At 72.7% G+C, this 16984-nt stretch carries 13 protein-coding genes and 1 pseudogene; 8 read left to right on the forward strand and 6 right to left on the reverse strand.

Going from position 1 to position 16984, the window contains the following annotated elements; all coding sequences use genetic code 11:
* Positions 1-172: 172 nt before the first annotated feature.
* The 4 genes from ACFYO2_RS06780 to ACFYO2_RS06795 all read left to right on the forward strand — a co-directional run bounded on the left by ACFYO2_RS06780 (position 173) and on the right by ACFYO2_RS06795 (position 4100).
* Entirely contained in the window at positions 173-1258 is a 1086-nt protein-coding gene (locus ACFYO2_RS06780) for a WD40/YVTN/BNR-like repeat-containing protein (protein ID WP_388345028.1), read from the forward strand.
* An 82-nt stretch (positions 1259-1340) separates the two neighbouring features.
* Positions 1341-2018, forward strand: a complete 678-nt coding sequence (locus ACFYO2_RS06785) for a uracil-DNA glycosylase (RefSeq protein ID WP_388345031.1) — start codon at positions 1341-1343, stop codon at positions 2016-2018.
* Positions 2015-2995, forward strand: a complete 981-nt coding sequence (locus ACFYO2_RS06790; RefSeq protein WP_388345034.1) for an N-acetylglucosamine kinase — start codon at positions 2015-2017, stop codon at positions 2993-2995. The genes ACFYO2_RS06785 and ACFYO2_RS06790 overlap by 4 nt, the downstream gene beginning before the upstream one ends.
* Before the next feature lie 181 nt (positions 2996-3176).
* Positions 3177-4100: a sirohydrochlorin chelatase gene (locus tag ACFYO2_RS06795; RefSeq protein WP_388345036.1), complete on the forward strand. Its 924-nt coding sequence runs from the start codon at positions 3177-3179 to the stop codon at positions 4098-4100.
* Between the two features lie 117 nt (positions 4101-4217).
* On the opposite strand, the gene ACFYO2_RS06800 is transcribed toward ACFYO2_RS06795, so the two are convergent.
* Together ACFYO2_RS06800 and ACFYO2_RS06805 are read right to left on the reverse strand one after the other, a co-directional pair.
* Complete coding sequence (locus ACFYO2_RS06800; protein WP_388345039.1) at positions 4218-5252, reverse strand: lactonase family protein; 1035 nt, start codon at positions 5250-5252, stop codon at positions 4218-4220.
* 103 nt (positions 5253-5355) lie between these two features.
* Entirely contained in the window at positions 5356-6864 is a 1509-nt protein-coding gene (locus ACFYO2_RS06805; protein WP_388345040.1) for an FUSC family protein, read from the reverse strand.
* Positions 6865-7059: 195 nt separating this feature from the next.
* On the opposite strand from ACFYO2_RS06805, the gene ACFYO2_RS06810 reads away from it, so the two are divergent.
* Entirely contained in the window at positions 7060-7536 is a 477-nt protein-coding gene (locus ACFYO2_RS06810) for an Lrp/AsnC family transcriptional regulator (RefSeq protein ID WP_388345043.1), read from the forward strand.
* Positions 7537-7555: 19 nt separating this feature from the next.
* Positions 7556-8242: an HAD family hydrolase gene (locus ACFYO2_RS06815; RefSeq protein ID WP_388345045.1), complete on the forward strand. Its 687-nt coding sequence runs from the start codon at positions 7556-7558 to the stop codon at positions 8240-8242.
* A gap of 65 nt (positions 8243-8307) precedes the next feature.
* On the opposite strand, the gene ACFYO2_RS06820 is transcribed toward ACFYO2_RS06815, so the two are convergent.
* On the reverse strand, positions 8308-9723 hold the full coding sequence (locus tag ACFYO2_RS06820; protein WP_388345048.1) for an FAD-binding oxidoreductase: 1416 nt from the start codon (positions 9721-9723) through the stop codon (positions 8308-8310).
* A gap of 114 nt (positions 9724-9837) precedes the next feature.
* The gene (locus tag ACFYO2_RS06825) at positions 9838-12441 is read right to left on the reverse strand and encodes an ATP-binding protein (RefSeq protein WP_388345051.1); all 2604 of its coding nucleotides are present in this window, start codon (positions 12439-12441) and stop codon (positions 9838-9840) included.
* A gap of 198 nt (positions 12442-12639) precedes the next feature.
* Between ACFYO2_RS06825 and ACFYO2_RS06830 the strand changes: the two genes are divergently transcribed.
* Positions 12640-15444 (forward strand): beta-L-arabinofuranosidase domain-containing protein, encoded by a 2805-nt coding sequence (locus ACFYO2_RS06830; protein ID WP_388345054.1) that lies wholly within the window; start codon positions 12640-12642, stop codon positions 15442-15444.
* A 21-nt stretch (positions 15445-15465) separates the two neighbouring features.
* Here the strand turns inward: ACFYO2_RS06830 and ACFYO2_RS06835 are convergent.
* Both ACFYO2_RS06835 and ACFYO2_RS06840 read right to left on the reverse strand, forming a co-directional pair.
* Positions 15466-15618: pseudogene (locus ACFYO2_RS06835) on the reverse strand (SLC13 family permease); the annotation flags it as partial.
* A 121-nt stretch (positions 15619-15739) separates the two neighbouring features.
* Positions 15740-16525 (reverse strand): LysR family transcriptional regulator substrate-binding protein, encoded by a 786-nt coding sequence (locus tag ACFYO2_RS06840; RefSeq protein WP_388345057.1) that lies wholly within the window; start codon positions 16523-16525, stop codon positions 15740-15742.
* Positions 16526-16583: 58 nt separating this feature from the next.
* Between ACFYO2_RS06840 and ACFYO2_RS06845 the strand changes: the two genes are divergently transcribed.
* Positions 16584-16973: a DUF5997 family protein gene (locus ACFYO2_RS06845; RefSeq protein WP_388345060.1), complete on the forward strand. Its 390-nt coding sequence runs from the start codon at positions 16584-16586 to the stop codon at positions 16971-16973.
* Positions 16974-16984: the final 11 nt, after the last annotated feature.

The raw sequence follows: 16984 nt of genomic DNA on the forward strand, positions 1-16984 counted from the left end.
GCCGCGGGTCCCCCGACGGTGCGGAATCTGCCCGAAACGGGCTCGCGGACCGGCCCGGCAAGCTACCCTCGCCGCCCTGACCTGCGACGGAGCTCTTTCAGAGGGTGACTGTCAGTGGTGGGGTGCAAACTGGCGAATGTCCTGAGACGACGACGTCGCGGAGGTGGTCGGCATGACCGAGGTACTGCTCGCCGTGGGCACACGCAAAGGCCTGTTCATCGGGCGCAGGCGCGGTGGCACGTGGGAGTTCGACGAGAATCCGTACTTCAACGCGCAGGCGGTGTATTCGGTCGCCATCGACACCCGGGGCGAGCGTCCGCGGCTGCTGGCCGGCGGCGACAGCGCGCACTGGGGACCGTCCGTGTTCCACTCCGACGACCTGGGCCGGACCTGGACCGAACCGGCGCAGCCCGCCGTCAAGTTCCCGCAGGACACCGGCGCTTCGCTGGAGCGGGTCTGGCAGCTGCACCCGGCGGCCGCCGAGCCGGACGTGGTGTACGCGGGCACGGAACCGGCCGCGCTGTACCGCTCCGAGGACCGCGGGGAGAGCTTCGAGCTGGTCCGCCCCCTGTGGGAGCACCCCACGCGGTCCAAGTGGGTGCCGGGCGGCGGTGGCGAGGGCCTGCACACCGTGCTCACCGACAAGCGGGACCCGCGCGCGGTGACGGTGGCCGTCTCGACGGCCGGGGTGTTCCGTACGAAGGACGGCGGAGCGAGCTGGGAGCCGTCCAACTCCGGTGTCTCCGCGGTGTTCCTGCCGGACCCCAACCCGGAGTTCGGCCAGTGCGTCCACAAGGTCGCCCGGGACGCGGCGACCCCGGACCGCCTGTATCTGCAGAACCACTGGGGGGTGTACCGCAGCGACGACTCGGGCGCGCACTGGACGGACATCGGCGAGGGCCTCCCGTCCACGTTCGGCTTCGCGGTGGCCGCCCACCCCCACCGCGGCGACACGGCGTACGTGTTCCCGATCAACGCCGACGCGGACCGGGTGCCCGCCGACCACCGATGTCGGGTCTTCCGTACAACGGACGCGGGCAAGAGCTGGGAGCCGCTCACCGCGGGCCTGCCCCAGGAGGATCACTACGGCACGGTCCTGCGGGACGCGATGTGCACGGACGACGCCGACCCGGCGGGCGTGTACTTCGGCAACCGCAACGGCGAGGTGTTCGCGTCGGCCGACGACGGCGACAGCTGGCGGCAGTTGGCCTCGCATCTGCCGGACGTGCTGTGTGTGCGGGCCGCGGTCGTCGGATGAATCGGATGAACGGGAATCGGTTAGCGAACGGCCTTGGCCACTGGTTGATCTCCATTGCCTGTACGGCAGTAGGGTGACGCCCGTGGCTCCACGACCCTTGCATGAAATCGTCGAACCGGGCTGGGCGCAGGCCCTCGAACCCGTCGCCGGGCGGATCGCCGACATGGGCGACTTCCTGCGCGCGGAGATCGCCGCGGGACACACTTACCTCCCGGCCGGACCGAACGTCCTGCGGGCCTTCCAGCAGCCCTTCGACGAGGTGAGGGTCCTGATCGTCGGACAGGACCCTTATCCGACGCCGGGGCACGCGGTGGGCCTGTCGTTCTCGGTCGCGCCGGAGGTACGTCCGCTGCCCGGCAGCCTGATCAACATCTTCCGTGAACTGAACACCGACCTGGGGCTGCCGCAGCCCTCCAACGGCGATCTGACGCCGTGGACCCGGCAGGGCGTGCTGCTGCTCAACAGGGCGCTCACCACGGCGCCGCGCAGCCCAGGGGCACACCGCGGGAAGGGCTGGGAGGAAGTAACCGAGCAGGCGATACGCGCGCTGGCGGCGCGCGGCAAGCCGCTGGTGTCGATCCTGTGGGGCCGCGACGCCCGCAATCTCCGTCCGCTGCTCGGCAGTCTGCCGTCGGTGGAGTCCTCCCATCCCTCGCCGATGTCGGCCGACCGCGGCTTCTTCGGTTCCCGTCCCTTCAGCCGGGCCAACGACCTGCTGGTCGGGCTGGGCGGACAGCCGGTGGACTGGCGCCTGCCGTGACCGGTACGGGGGACGGGTTCCTCGCCGTCGACTCCGGCGGGTCCGGCCTCCGCGTCGTCGTCGGTGCCCCCGGGCGCGGCCCGCTGCCCCGGCGGGAGTCCCGGGAGCCGGTGCGCACCGGTGACCGGGGCATCGATCCGGGGCACTTCATGGAGCAACTGGTGCCGATGGTGCGTGCCTTGACCGCCGAGACGGGTCTCGACGGACTGGGTACGGCCGTGGTCGGTGCCGCCGGGCTCGCCACCCTGGGTGACGCACTGCGCGCCGAACTCCCGGACGCGCTGGCGCGGGAGTTCGGGGTTCGTAGGGTCGCCCTCGTCGCCGACGCCGTCACGGGCTACACCGGCGCCCTCGGGTCGCACGCCGGTGCGGTCGTCGCCGCCGGCACGGGGCTGATCGCGATCGGCACCGACCTCGCACGCTGGCGGCGCGCGGACGGCTGGGGCCATCTCCTCGGCGACTGCGGCGGCGGCGCCTGGATCGGCCGGGCCGGGCTGGAGGCGGCGCTGCGCGCCCACGACGGGCGGGATGGCGGCTCCCCGCGACTGCTGGGGTGCGCCGAGAGGTTGTTCGGCCCGATGGCGGAGCTGCCCGGCAAGGTGTACCCGCGCCCCGACCGACCCGCCGTCCTCGCCTCCTTCGCGCCCCAGGTGTCCTTGTGCGCGGTCGACGACCCCGTCGCCGCGGGCATCCTGCGTGCGGCGGCGCGACACATGGCCGACTCCGCGGCCGCCGTCTGCCCGGCCGTGGGCGAGCCCCGGGTCGCGCTCACCGGCGGCCTGTTCAGGATGGGCGACCCGCTCGTCGTACCTCTGGAGGAGGAGCTGGCGAGGCGGCTGCCGCACGCGCGGCGGGTGGCGGCCGAAGGGGACCCGCTGCACGGCTCGGTGCGCATCGCGACCGAACTGGCCGCCGATTCACTCACTCTGCCGGGTGACGAGAAGATGCTGTACGTGGTGACCGCGAAGGGTGGTTGATCCCACGGCGCGGCAGATGTTCGAAACACGCCTCTTCGCCCCCTGGGGCATGCGCTCCGGCGCCGGAAAACCCTGATCACTTCGGATCCGTACGTAACTCATCAGACAAAACCGGACGGATACCGCTCACCTGCACCCTCCCCGAACAGGGGAGCCCAGGAAGCCAGTAACATGCGACGCCATGAGCTCCCCCACTGGGCCCGCGTCCGGCCTGCCAGTACGAATGCCGCGACCTCGCCAGCCCGGGCGGCACCGCCGACCCGAGCCGCTGGCGGCTCCCGAGGGCGCGCCCGCGCTGCTGCTCGCCGTGCCGGGCACGCCGGGCATCGCCACGCGCAGTCTCGCCGAGGAGGTCGTGAGCATCGCGCGCTCGGAACTCCCCGGCCTGGACGCCCGGATCGGGTACCTCGACGGGGACGACGCGGAGTTTCCCACGCTGCAGGCCGTGCTGGTGCACGCCGCCGAGGAGCGTGCCGCCCGCTACGAGCAGGCCAAGGCCGCCGGTGTGGACGTCAAGGAGCCGGACGGCCCCGTGGCCGTCGTCGTACCGCTGCTCGCCGGCCCCGACAGCGCGCTGCTGCGGCGGATCCGTCAGGCCGTGATGGACAGCCGGATCGCGGCCGACCTGACCGACGTGTTGGGCCCGCACCCGCTGCTCGCCGAGGCGCTGCACGTGCGCCTGTCAGAGGCCGGTCTGGCCCGCGCCGACCGTGCCCGTCTGTTCACCGTGGCGACCGCCGCGGACGGCATCATCCTGGCCTCGGTGGGCGGTGAGGAAGCCGTGCAGGCGGCCGGGATCACCGGCATGCTGCTCGCCGCGCGCCTGGCCGTGCCGGTGATGGCCGCGGCGCTGGACCAGGAGGGCTCGATCGCCTCCGTCGCCGAACAGCTGCGCTCCTCGGGCTCGCAGCAGCTGGCGCTGGCGCCGTACCTGATAGGTCCGGAGATCGACCCGGGGCTGGTCGCGGGGGCGGCCAGGGAGGCGGACTGCTCCGCCGCCGAGCCGCTCGGCCCCTACCCGGCCATCGGCAAGCTCGCGCTGGCCAAGTACACGACCGCGCTGGGCATCGCCCCGCCGCAGCCGCAGGGTGCGCCGGTCCGCTGACGCGCACGGCACGTTCGTACGGCGAAGGGCCCGCTCCGCGTCCGGGGAGCGGGCCCTCGCCGTGTCCGGGTCCGGAGGTCTGCCGGTGTCCGGGTCATCCCCTGCGGGGGCCTCGGTTCAGCCGATGACCACGCACGACGCCGCGGTGACTTCGACCGAGCCGCGGTGGCTCGGCAGTCCCGTGTCCGGGTCGACGGCGAACCAGGAGACGTCGCCGGAGCGCTCGTTGGCGGCATACAGGAAGCCGCCCGACGCGGTGATCGCCCGCGGCCAGTGGCCGCCCGAGGCCACCGTGCCGATCAGTCGAAGGCTCTCTCCCTCGACCGCGAACGTGGACAGGACGTCCTCGCCTCGGGTGGCGGTCCACACGAAGCGGCCGTCGGGTGAGACGGCGATGCCCGACGGGTAGGCGTCGCCGGCCGGGGAGCCCGGCAGGATCGGCGCCTCGGCGAGCGGCTTCAGCGTGCCGTCCGCGGCCTCCCAGCGGCAGACGGTGACGGTCGGGGTGAGTTCGTTGACGACGTAGGCGTACGAGCCGTCGGGGTGGAAGGCGAGGTGGCGCGGCCCCGAGCCGGGCCGCAGGGCGCTCTCCCGATGCAGCACGGGCACGCCGTCGGTCAGGGTGCCCACGCGCACGGAGTCGGTGCCGAGGTCGACGCTGACGGTCCAGCGTCCGCTCGGGTCGGGCTGCACCTGGTGCGCGTGCGGGCCCTGCTGGCGGGGCGTGTGCGGGCCCGAACCGGTGTGCGGGAGCACGCCGGACGGGGCGGAGGCGAGGCTGCCGTCGGGGCGGACGGGCACGGCGGTGACGCTGCCGGAACCGTAGTTGGCCGTCAGGACGTGCCCGGCGTGGACGCTGAGGTGGGTGGGCCCGTTCCCGTCGACCGGCACGGGCGGGCCGACCGGCTCCGGCTTGTCACCGCTCACGCGGTACGCGGCCACCGCGCCCTCGGAAGTGTCGCTGACCGCGTACAGCGTGTCCCCGTCGGGCGCCAGGGCCAGATACGAGGGGTCGGGAAGGCCGTCCAGGCTGCTCAGGACCGTGAGCGCGCCGGTGGACGCGTCCACGTCGGCCGTCACGATCCCGGGGCCTCCCGCCGCCGTGAAGGACCCGATGAAGGCCCGTCGTCGCCGCCTGCCGCCGTCTGCCACCGCGGTCCCCTCTCGTCCGGTGCCGTTCGGGGTGACGGTAGCAGCCGATCACGCGAGGTCTAGACCAAAAGCGGTATTCGCCGAGCCTCCAGGAGGCAGCCTCTCAGGCGCGGACCAGCGGCGAACCCGACCGCGTCCGCAGGGGCAGGGCGAGTTCCGCGAGAGCGCGCTCCAGGCCGTGCAGGTGCGCCAGCGCCGGTTCCGCGGCGGGCGGCCGGGGCGCGGGCACCGTGACGTGGTCGCGCGCGGCCACGCTGAGCCCGTCGCCGACGAGCGCCTCGACCGCGGCCTCGACACGCCGGCACGCGGCGGTGAGGCGGGCGTCGTGCGAGGCCTCCGGATCGGCGGCCACGGCGACCAGGCCACGGATCTCGCGGGCGCAGTCGTCGAGCAGGGCCAGCACCCGGCGGGCGCGCCGCTTGCGGCCGAGCATCGGGTTGAGCGGGTGCACTAGCGGCGCGACCGACAGTCGTACCCGGCCGAGCAGTAGCTCCAGTTCGGCAACGCGGGACACCGGGGCGCTCGCGGACCCGGCGAGGCGGGCGGCGGCCTCCGCGGTGCACGCGTGGACGCAGCGCAGGGCCCGCCGGATCCAGGCGTCGGTGACGGTGTGGGTGGTGACCGGCAGCACGAAGAGCACCGCCAGCACGGCGCCGAGCGCGCCGATCCCGGTCTCCGCGAGCCGCAGGGCGAGCAGCGCGGGGTCGAGGACGCCCAGGAGGCCGTAGAGGAGCTCCGCGAGGAGGGTCACGCAGAGCATCATCCAGGTGTAGGACACGGCGGCCGTGTAGAAGATGCCGAAGACGCAGGCGGTGAGCAGGACGGCCGTGGGCAGGCCGGCCCCGTCCAGGGGGACGGCGACGAGCAGGCCGAGGCCGATGCCGATCATCGTGCCGAGGACGCGGCGGAAGCCCCGGACCAGGGTCTCGCCGCGCGAGGTGGTGTTGACGAAGATCCACCAGGTGGCGCCGACGGCCCAGTACCAGCGCTGGCCGGAGACCAGTTGGCCCACCACGAGGGCGAAGCCCGCGCCGGCGGTCGCCTGGATCGCCTGGCGGGTGGTCACGCGGGCGAGGCCGGTGCCGCCGGGCGGGGCGGGAGCCGTGGCCGGGGGCAGGCGGCGCTCGTAGCACCACAGGCCGAAGCGGACGGCCGCGGCGGTGAGCACGGACAGCACGACGGCGGCGTACAGCTCGGGGAGTCGGTCGGTGGTGGCGTGCAGGAACTGGGCCACGAAGAAGGTCATGAACGCGAACACGCCGAGGCTGTGTCCGCGCGGGCCCCAGCGTCGCGCGTACACACCCGCGCCGACCACGGCGAGGAAGCTGAGGTCCCGGGCGACGGGGTGGTCGTGCAGTTCGGCCGCGACGGCGAGCACGGGCAGGCCTACGGCGGGCAGCAGCGCGGTGGTGAGAGCCTGGCCGCGCACGGTGGCGTCCGTGACGGTGAACAGGGCGAGCAGCGCGGCGAGTCCGCCGGTGACGGCCCCGACGAGTGAGTGCCCGGCGAGCCCGCACACGACGACCGCCGACGCGATGCCGAGCACGGCCCGCGCGGCGAACCGCAGCCGTACCCGCCCCGGGTCCGGCGCCACGAACACCCTCTTGCGCACTGCTTCCCGCTCCCTTCGGCCCCTGGCATGAGAAAGGCGCCGCGGGATCCGCAGCGCCATCGACGTGTACATCACAGCATTGAGGCCCCGCATGGCTCAAGTGACGCCTAGAATGATGAACCATTGGCATAGACATATCGGTTCTGGCTCGTCCACCCGCGAGCCAACGGACCAGGTACGAGGAGGCCGGACCGCATGGCCGTGGACGAGCTCGACACCCGCATCCTGCGCCTGCTGCTGGAACAACCCCGCACGAGCGTGCGCGAGTACGCCCGCATCCTCGGGGTGGCCCGTGGCACGCTCCAGGCCCGTCTGGAGCGTCTGGAGCGGGACGGCGTGATCACCGGCACGGGTCCGTCCCTCTCCCCCGCCGCGCTCGGCCACCCGGTGCTCGCGTTCGTGCACATCGAGGTCACCCAGGGGAATCTGGACGACGTGGGCGACGCGCTGGCCGCCGTACCGGAGATCGTCGAGGCCTTTTCGATCACGGGTGGCGGGGATCTGCTGACCCGGATCGTGGCGCGGGACAACGCGCACCTGGAGGACGTGATCCAGAAGCTGATCAGCCTGCCGGGCGTCGTCCGCACCCGCACCGAGGTGGCGCTGCGCGAACGCGTTCCGCACCGATTGCTGCCCCTGGTGGAGTCGATCGGGCGGGCCGCTCGGAAATGACCTTTGAAATCATGAGGTCATGAGCAATCTCGGCGCCACCGCGGTCATCTTCGATCTCGACGGAACGCTCGTGGACAGCGAGCCGAACTACTACGAAGCGTCACGCGCGCTGCTCGCCGATCACGGCGTTGCCTTCACCTGGCAGGACAACGAGCGGTTCGTGGGTATCAGCACGTGGGAGACGCTCGGCCTCTGGCAGGAGCGGTACGGCATCACGGCACCGCGCGCCGAACTGCTCGACGAGCTGAACCGCCGCTACCTGGAACTGGCCCGCGTCTCCACCCCCGCCTACCCCGAGATGCGCGAGTTCGTGGAACTGCTGGCGGCCGAGGGCGTCCCGATGGCCGTGGCCTCGGGTTCGTCGCCCCCTGCCATCGACGCGATCCTGGCCGGCACGGGCCTGGACACGCACCTGAAGACCGTCGTGTCGGCCGACGAGGTCGCGCGCGGCAAGCCCGCCCCCGACGTCTTCCTGGAGGCGGCCCGAAGGCTCGGGGCGAATCCCGCGGACTGTGTGGTCCTGGAGGACGCGGCTCCGGGCGCCGCCGCGGCCCACGCGGCCGGAATGCGCTGCATCGCGATCCCGTACGTCGCCGCACAGGCCGACGCCCCCCAGTTCGCCACGGCGGGTCTTCTCCTGCGCGGCGGACAGGCGGAGTTCACGGCAGGCGCAGCGTTGGACTTCGTCCTCACGCACCGTCCGTAGCGACGCTCGGACACGCCACAGGGTGGCCGCACCACGGCGGTGCGGCCACCCTGTGGGGTGTTCACTCAGGGGCGGGCCTCGTACCGCGCCTTCGGCGCCGGCTGGATGTTCTGGTTGAGGCGGAAGACGTTGTCGGGGTCGTGGTCGGCCTTGATGCGGGCGAGGCGGTCGTAGTTGCCGCGGTAGCTGGCCCGGACGCGTTCCTGGCCCTCGTCCATCATCATGTTCACGTAGGCGCCGCCCGCCGAGTACGGGTGCAGCGCCTCGAAGTAGTCGACCGTCCACCGCCTGACCAGCTCTGCGTTGGCCGGGTCGGGGTCGACTCCGGCGTAGACGGACGCCCAGCGCGCCTCGCGGTAGGCCCAGGGCGTCTCGTCCGGGCCGACGTCGTGGGCGGCGCCGTCGATCGGGTAGAGGTGCATCGTCGACTGCATGGTGGGCACTTCGGCGCCGAACTTGGCGTGCAGGTCGACGGCCTCGTCCGGGATGTCGTCGACGAAGTCGGCCCGCCAGTACCACTGGTGGCCCGGCGGGTAGAGCCCGTCGAACATGGCCTGCATGTCGGGGTGGGGCATGGGCCCGGGCGCGTGGAGCATCGGTTGCGGCAGGGCGTCGAGGAGCGGGGCCATCTCCCGTGCGGCCGCCTCGGTGTCGTCGCCCGTGTAGCACCACACGACCCCGGCCGTCTTGCGCAGTCGGAACTCCTCGGGGAACGGCGGGGCGGGCGGGACGGTGCCGTACAGGAAGAAGGCGGTGAGGTCGCGAGGCGCGGTCGGGAGGAAGTCCCGGTAGGCGGTGAGGACTTCGGCGCTGATCTCGACGGGCCAGAAGGTGGGTCCGGCGACGACCGTGCTGATCTCGTGCAGCCGGAAGAGGAACGAGGTGACGACGCCGAAGTTGCCGCCGCCGCCCCGGACCGCCCAGAACAGGTCGCTGTTCTCGTCGGTGCTCGCCCGGACCTGCCGGCCGTCGGCCAGGACGAGGTCGGCCGCCAGCAGGTTGTCGATGGTCAGGCCGCACTTGCGGGTCAGATGGCCTAGTCCGCCGCCGGTGGCGATACCGCCGACTCCCGTGGTGGAGATGATGCCGCTGGGGGTGGCGAGGCCGTGCGCGTTGGTGGCGCGGTCGACCTCTCCCCAGACGCAGCCGCCGCCGACCCGGACCGTGCGGGCCTCGGGGTCGACGTGGATGTCCTTCAGGGGCGACAGGTCGGCGACGACTCCGCCGTCGACGGTGCCGAGTCCGGCGCCGTGGTGGCCGCCGCCGCGGATCGCGAGCGGCAGGTCGTGGGCGCGGGCGAAGCCGATCACGCGGGCGACGGCGTCCGCGTCGGCGCAGCGGGCGATGAGTGCGGGACGTTTGTCGATCATCGCGTTGTAGACGGCACGGGCGTCCTCGTAGCCGGTGCCGTCGGGTCCGATCAACTCCCCGGTGAAGCCGGTCAGTTCGCGTCGGGCCGCCTGGGCGGGTGTGCTGGTCATGCGGTTCCCCCGTTGCTGTTTCTGGTTGTTGTTTCGGGTCGATCCGCCCGTTCTATGCCGTTCGCGGGGGTGCGGGTATCCGTGAGCGTCACCCACCTCGGGCCCTCCGCATACCTAGGTCTCCGGGCCGTCCAGGAGCCCGAGTTCCGTCGCGCGGACCGCGGCCTGCCGCCGGGTGGGCGCGTTCAGCTTGTCCAGGACCGCGCGTACGTGGTTGTCGACCGTGCGGACCGACACGACCAGCCGGGCGGCGATCTCCGCGTTGGTGAGGCCGCCGACGAGCAGCCGCACCACCTGGAGCTGGCGTTCGGTGAGACCGGCTGGGTTGTCGCGGGTGGCCGCGAGCGGACCGCGGGGGATGTGCCGCACGCCGAGGCCGCGCAGTTCGGCGCGGGTCAGCCGGGCCTGCGGCTCGGCGCCCAGCGCGTCGAGGGCGGTGAGCGCGGTGAGCTTGTCGGCGGGCTCCGCGCTCTGCGCGAGCGCCACGGCGTGTTCGTAGGGGCAGCCCGCCGCCTGCCAGAGCTTCGCGGCCCGCCGCCACTGCCCGCGGGCCTGCAGCGCGTACGGATGGTCCGTGTCGTCCGCCGGGACCGGGTGCCCGGCCTTGGTGAGCCAGTAGCCGAGCTCGGCGCGGTACGGGGCGCCCGGCAGGTCGCGGGCCTGGGCGTGCACGGGTGCGGCGGCCGCGACGACGCCGGCCGGGTCGCCGCGCAGCCAGGCCGCCTCCGCCCGGGCCACGGCCACGGGCCCGGTGCGCTGGAGTTCCCGGGTCCGTACGGCGATCTCCCAGGCCTCGTCGAGGAGTTTCCCGGCGCCGGGCGGCCCGCCGCGGCGGATACGGACCCGGGCCAGGACGGTCAGGGCGGGGCAGCGGGCGGGGACGAAGTCGTGCATCCCGAACTCGGCGTGTTTCTCGGCGTCGTCCCAGTCGGCGGCCGCGAGCCGCCGCATGGCCAGCTCGACATGGAGGTAGTTGAGGAAGCCGAGGTGTTCGGCGCGGTCGGCCAGATCCATCGCCGGGGGCAGGAAGCGGTCGGCCTCGGCGTATTGGAGGGTGTCCAGCAGGTTCCAGATCAAGTTGGCGTAGGCCCGGCAGGCGTGTTCGACCTCACCGGCGGTGAGGGCGACATCGAGGCTCTCCTCCAGCTGGCGGCGCCCGGCGGGGTCTCCGCCGCGCCAGCGGGCCGTACCGACGTTGTTGAGGGCGTGCGACAGGATCGCCGGGTCGTCCGCCGTGCGGGCCAGGGCGATGGCGCGTTCGCCGTGTGTGACGGCCTCGGCGTAGCGCTCGGACAGCATGCGCAGCTGGGCGGTGTTGCTGACGGCGAGCGCCAGCAGCCGGTCGTCGCCCGCGTGTTCCAGGACGGCGACGGCCTCCCGGGCGGCTTCCTGGGCCGGGTCGGCGTCGCCGGCCCACCAGTGGATGCGGGACAGCCAGCGCAGGTCGGCGCCGAGGGCGCGGATGTCGCCGAGCGAGCGGCGCAGCGCGACCGCGTCCCGCTGGGCGGCGACGGCGGCGGCCGAGTCGGCGATGGTGTAGCACTCCACCGCGTAGCGTTCGAGGAGGTCGGCGAGTTCGGCCGGGGCGTAGCGGTGCCGGTCGCGCAGGACGAGCCGGAGCTGGGCGGCGGCCTCACGGTGGGCGCCCGCTCCCGCGGCGTCCTTGGCGGCGTCGGGCCCGTACCGGGCGATGGCGTCCCGGTCGCCGGCCTGGGCGGCGTGGTGGACGAGACGGGCGGCGTCGGTGCCGGGCCGGGCGACGAGGGCCGCGAGGACAGTGCGGTTGAGCCCGATACGGCGGGCGGCGGGCAGGGAGTCGGCGACGGCCCGCCGGATCAGTTCGTGCCGGAACGTCACCCGCTCCGGGGTCACGGCCAGCAGACCGCGCTGCTCGGCCGCCGCCAGGACGGCCACCCCGTCCGCGAGCAGTACGTCGATGAGCGGACGCTCGACGGCCGAGGGGACGACGGCGAGCTGTTCCAACGCGGCCACGGTGGCGGAGTCGAGCCCACGCAGTCTGGCGAGCACGGCGTCGACGACGGTCGGCGGCACCGCCCCCGTGCCGCCCGCGGCCACGACCTCGGCGACGAAGAACGGGTTGCCCGACGTCACCGCGTACACCTGCGCCGGATCGAGCCGGCCGGCCGCGCTCAGCGTGCGTACGGCGGCCAGGGAGAGGCGGGCCAGGGGGAGCCGGTGGACGCGCCGCACGCGGGAGACCTGGCCGAGAAGGTGGCGCAGGGGGTGCCCGCTGGTCAGCTCGTCGTCCCGGTAGGTGAGGACGAGCAGGGCGGGCAGCCGCTCCACGCGCCGCACCAGGAAGCGCAGGGCGTCCAGCGAAGCCTCGTCGGCCCAGTGGACGTCCTCGACGACGAGTACCGCCGGATGCGGGCTTCCGGCCAGTTCTTCGTGCAGGGCCTCGTAGACGCGGTGCCGGTCGCCGCCCTCGGTGACGGCCCGCGCCAGCTCGGCGCCGACGGAGCCGACGAGGTCACGGAAAGGGCCGAGCGGCCGCCGCGTGGCGAGGTCGTCGCACTCCCCGACGAGCATCCGGGCCTGGACCGCAAGCCGCTCCGGCATGGCTTTCACCAGGCTCGACTTGCCGATGCCCGCCTCTCCGAAGACGAGCACCACCGATCCGGCCCCGTCCGCCGCCTCCCGGGCGGCCGCGGCCAGTCGCACCAGCTCGGCCTCGCGCTCCAGGATCCCCCGGTCCACGGAAGCGATTCTGTCACCCCACCGCCGTCCCACGGAGGCCGTCGGAGCTGTCGTTACGGACCACCGCGGGCTTGCCGAACGGCCGGAACCGAACGCTCCCGCCCCGTTGACGCTTCCCCGTCCCCTCCCTATCGTCTGGTCGATCATCCGCACGCTGTCCGTAATGTCGAACACTCATGGACTCCCGGAGGCGCACACATGGCACCGCCCCTCTCCAGACGGCACCTTTTCCAGGCCGCGGCGCTCGCCGCGGTCACCCCGGCGATCTCGTACGCCGCGACCGGCCGGGCCGTCGCCGCAGTCTCGGAGGCACCGTCCGTGTGGACCGTACGGCCCTTCGCGCTCGAGGACGTGAAGCTGGGGCAGGGCGTCTTCGCCGACAAGCGGCAGCTGATGCTCGACCACGCCCGTGGCTACGACGTGAACCGGCTGCTCCAGGTCTTTCGCGCCAACGCCGGTCTCGCCACGGGCGGCGCGGTCGCCCCCGGCGGCTGGGAGGGCCTGGACGGCGAGGCCAACGGCAACCTGCGCGGCCACTACCCCGGTCACTTCCTGACCATGCTGTCCCAGGCGTACGCCGGTACCGGCGAGCAGGTCTTCGTCGACAAGACCCTCACCATGGTCGAGGCGCTGACCGAGGTGCGCGAGGCGCTGCGTCACGACCCGGTCGTGCTGAACTCCCCCGGCAGGTTCGGGACTTCGGCGGAGAACGTCCGCGGCTCCTACCAGTACGTCGATCTCCCCGCCGACGTCCTCGGCGGCGCCTCCGCGGTCACGCTCTCCGCCTGGGTGAAGCCCACGCACGACGCCAACTGGACCCGGATCTTCGACTTCGGCAACGACACCACGCGTTACCTGTATCTGGCCGCGCGCAACGCGAACGGTGTACCCCGCTTCGCCATCACGACGAGCGGCGCAGGCGGCGAACAGGGCCTCAACGGCACCGCGCCACTGCCAATGAACCAGTGGAGCCACCTGGCGGTCACGATCGCGGGCGGCACGGGCACGCTGTACGTCGACGGCACGGCCGTCGCAAGGAACACGTCGATGTCCCTCACCCCCGCGGCCCTCGGCACGCTCGCCCACCACTGGCTCGGCCGCTCCAACTACGCCTCCGACCCCGTCTTCGCGGGCGCCTACGACGAGTTCAACGTCTGGTCGCGCGCCCTGACCGCCGCCGAGGTCGCCGAGTTGCAGGGCGGCCGGGCCGCCGAGGCCTCCGCCGGCCGGGGCGACCTGGCGTCGTACGCCTTCGACGAGACCACGGGGTCGACCTTCGCGGACGACTCCGGGCGGAGCCTCACCGCCGCCCTGCGCCGTACCTGGGGCGGGCCCAGCCATCCCGGGTTCCTGGCCGCATACCCGGAGACGCAGTTCATCGACCTGGAGTCGAGGACCAGCCCCGACTACACCAAGGTGTGGGCGCCCTACTACACCGCGCACAAGATCCTCAGGGGCCTGCTGGACGCGTACAGCGCCACCGACGACGCACGGGCGCTCGACCTCGCGTCCGGCATGTGCGACTGGATGTACTCCCGGCTGTCCAAGCTGCCCGAGGCCACCCTCCAGCGGATGTGGGGCATCTTCTCCAGCGGCGAGTTCGGCGGCATCGTCGAGGCGATCGTCGACCTGCACGCCCTCACCGGCAAGGCCGAACACCTCGCGCTGGCCAGGCTGTTCGACCTCGACAAGCTCATCGACGCCTGCGCGGCGAACACCGACATCCTCGACGGGCTGCACGCCAACCAGCACATCCCGATCTTCACCGGGCTGGTCCGGCTGTACGACGCTACGGGCGAGGAGCGTTACCTCACCGCCGCGAAGAACTTCTGGGGCATGGTCGTACCGGGCCGCATGTACGGCATCGGCGGCACCAGTACCACCGAGTTCTGGAAGGCGTCCGGGGTGATCGCGGGAACGATCAGCACGACGACCGCCGAGACCTGCTGCGCGTACAACATGCTGAAGCTCAGCCGGATGCTGTTCTTCCACGACCAGTCCCCGAAGTACATGGACTACTACGAGCGGGCGCTCTACAACCAGGTGCTCGGCTCCAAGCAGGACAAGGCCGACGCGGAGAAGCCGCTCGTCACGTACTTCATCGGGCTGACTCCCGGTCATGTGCGGGACTACACGCCCAAGCAGGGCACCACCTGCTGCGAGGGCACCGGCATGGAGAGCGCGACGAAGTACCAGGACTCGGTGTACTTCAGGACGGCCGAAGGCAGCGCCCTCTACGTCAACCTGTACAGCCCGTCCACCCTGACCTGGGCGGAGAAGGGCGTCACGGTCACCCAGACCACCGCCTACCCGGCAGAGCAGGGGACGACCCTGAAGATCGGGGGCGGCCGGGCCGCCTTCGAGCTTCGGCTGCGCGTGCCGTCGTGGGCGAGTGCCGGGTTCCGCGTCACGGTCAACGGGCGTGCGGTGTCGGGCACTCCGACTCCCGGGAGCTACTTCGCCGTGTCCCGGACCTGGCGCGCGGGCGACACCGTGCGCGTCTCCATACCCTTCCGGCTGCGCGTGGAGAAGGCCCTCGACGACCCGTCGCTGCAGACCCTCTTCTACGGCCCGGTCAACCTCGTCGCCCGCAACCCGGCCACGGACCACCTGCCGTTCGGTCTGTACCGCAACGCCGCCCTCTCCGGCGACCTGTTGCCCACCCTGACGCCCGTGACCGGCAAGCCGCTCCACCGCACCTTGGACGGCACCGAGTTCGCGCCGTTCTTCGAGGGCACGGAGGACCCGACGCACGCCTACTTCCGGCGTTCGGAACCGCGCGTGGTCTTCGCCACCGTCGACTCCGGGGTGGCCAACCCCGCGAAGGCGGACGGCACCACGCTGCTGGACGAGATCTGGGCCGCGGCCCCGTTCCGCGACAAGGGCGCCCTGGTGTCCCGGGTGCGCTCCGTGGTGGACGCGTGGGTGTCCGCCGAGCTGCTCGCCCGGGCCGACGGCGACAACGTGGTGAGTACGGCGCGGAAGGCGTCCTTCGCGGCCTGACGCCCCCCGCGCCTGTGTCGTCACCGCCGTCAGGTGGATCAGGAAGTCGTTGAAGGTCAGGCCGGAGCGGCCGGCGATGATGATGTCGGGCGGGTCGCCGACCAGGGTCGCGGTGCCGCCGATGTCCGCCGCGAAGACCTCGGCGATGAGGAACGGGGCGGCGGGCAGCGCGAGTCACACTCGGCTCCCGTCCCACCGTCGCCGCCGTACCCGCTGCCGTCGCTTCGACTGTCGTACGGCGGTCCGGGCGGTATCACGAGCGGTGATACCGCCGGTCGACGTGAGGGATGCCTCGTTACGACCGGCGGCGCGGTTTGCCGCGGCGGCTGCTCTGGGAGCCGCCCGCACCACGGGCGCCGCCGGAAGTGCCCCGGGAGCCCTTGCCCGTCGGTTTGCCCTGGGCCGGTTTGCGGCCGCCGCCCTTCTGCTCGGGCCGCTTGCGCTGCGCCCCGGCCTCGGGCTCCGGCCTGGTGCGGCCGCGGGTGCTGTTGGGAGTCCGGCCGCGGACGATGCCGATGAAGTCCTCGACCAGGTCGGTCGTCGCGTCCTCGGGCCAGGCCAGGGCGACACCGGACTGGGGGGCGTCCACGAGCGGGCGGTAGGTGAGGTCCTTTCGGTGGTGCAGGCGGGCCACGGACTGCGGAACGACGAGGAGGCCGATGCCCGCCGCCACGAGTTCGACGGCGTCCTCGGTCGTGGCGGGGCGTTCGAAGGCGGGCCGTCCGGGGGGCCGCTCCCAGTCGAGGACGTCGTCCAGGGGATGCAGCACGATCTCGTCGGCGAGATCCTCGGCGGACAGCTCATCGGCCGCCGTGACGACGTGGTCCTTGGGGGCCACGACGACCGTCGTCTCGGTGTAGAGGGGGATCGCGCTGAAGACCGTACGGTCGACCGGGAGCCGTACGAGCGCCGCGTCGGCGTCGCCGGCGCGCACCACATCGGATGCCTCGGCGGCCGGCACCGCGACGAGCTCCAGCGGAACGTCCGGCAGGCGCTCCTGCCAGATCCGCACCCACTTGCCGGGGGTCACTCCGGGAACGTATGCGAGCCGGAACGAAGAGGATGCCGCAGAGCCTGTCACCACGCCAGGCTACCCGCCGTGGTCGGACGTCTCGTGCGCGGTCGATAGTCTGGACACCATGAAGTCGCACCAGAGCACCCAGACGATGAAGCCCGCGACCGCGGCGAAGAAGCTGGGTGTGTACCTCCCGGCCACCCCTCAGGAGTTCCAGGACGGAGTCGTCACCCGCTCCGAGCTGAACGAACTCCAGGCGAACCCGCCCGCGTGGCTGCAGGAACTGCGCGGCAACGGCCCGCACCCTCGCCCGGTCGTCGCGGCGAAGCTCGGCATCTCCATCGCCGGCGTGGCACGCGGCGGGATCACGGAGCCGCTCACCACCGAGCAGATCGAGGCGCTCAAGCAGGAGCGGCCCGAATGGCTGGAGAAGGAGCGCGCCATTCAGGCCGAGGTCCGCAAGGAAGCGGTGCGCATCAAGGAGAAGAAGGCCGAGCAGGACCAGCGCTCCTGACTCGAACACCG

It is taken from the genome of Streptomyces sp. NPDC006602, assembly GCF_042870385.1.
GTDB lineage: Bacteria > Actinomycetota > Actinomycetes > Streptomycetales > Streptomycetaceae > Streptomyces.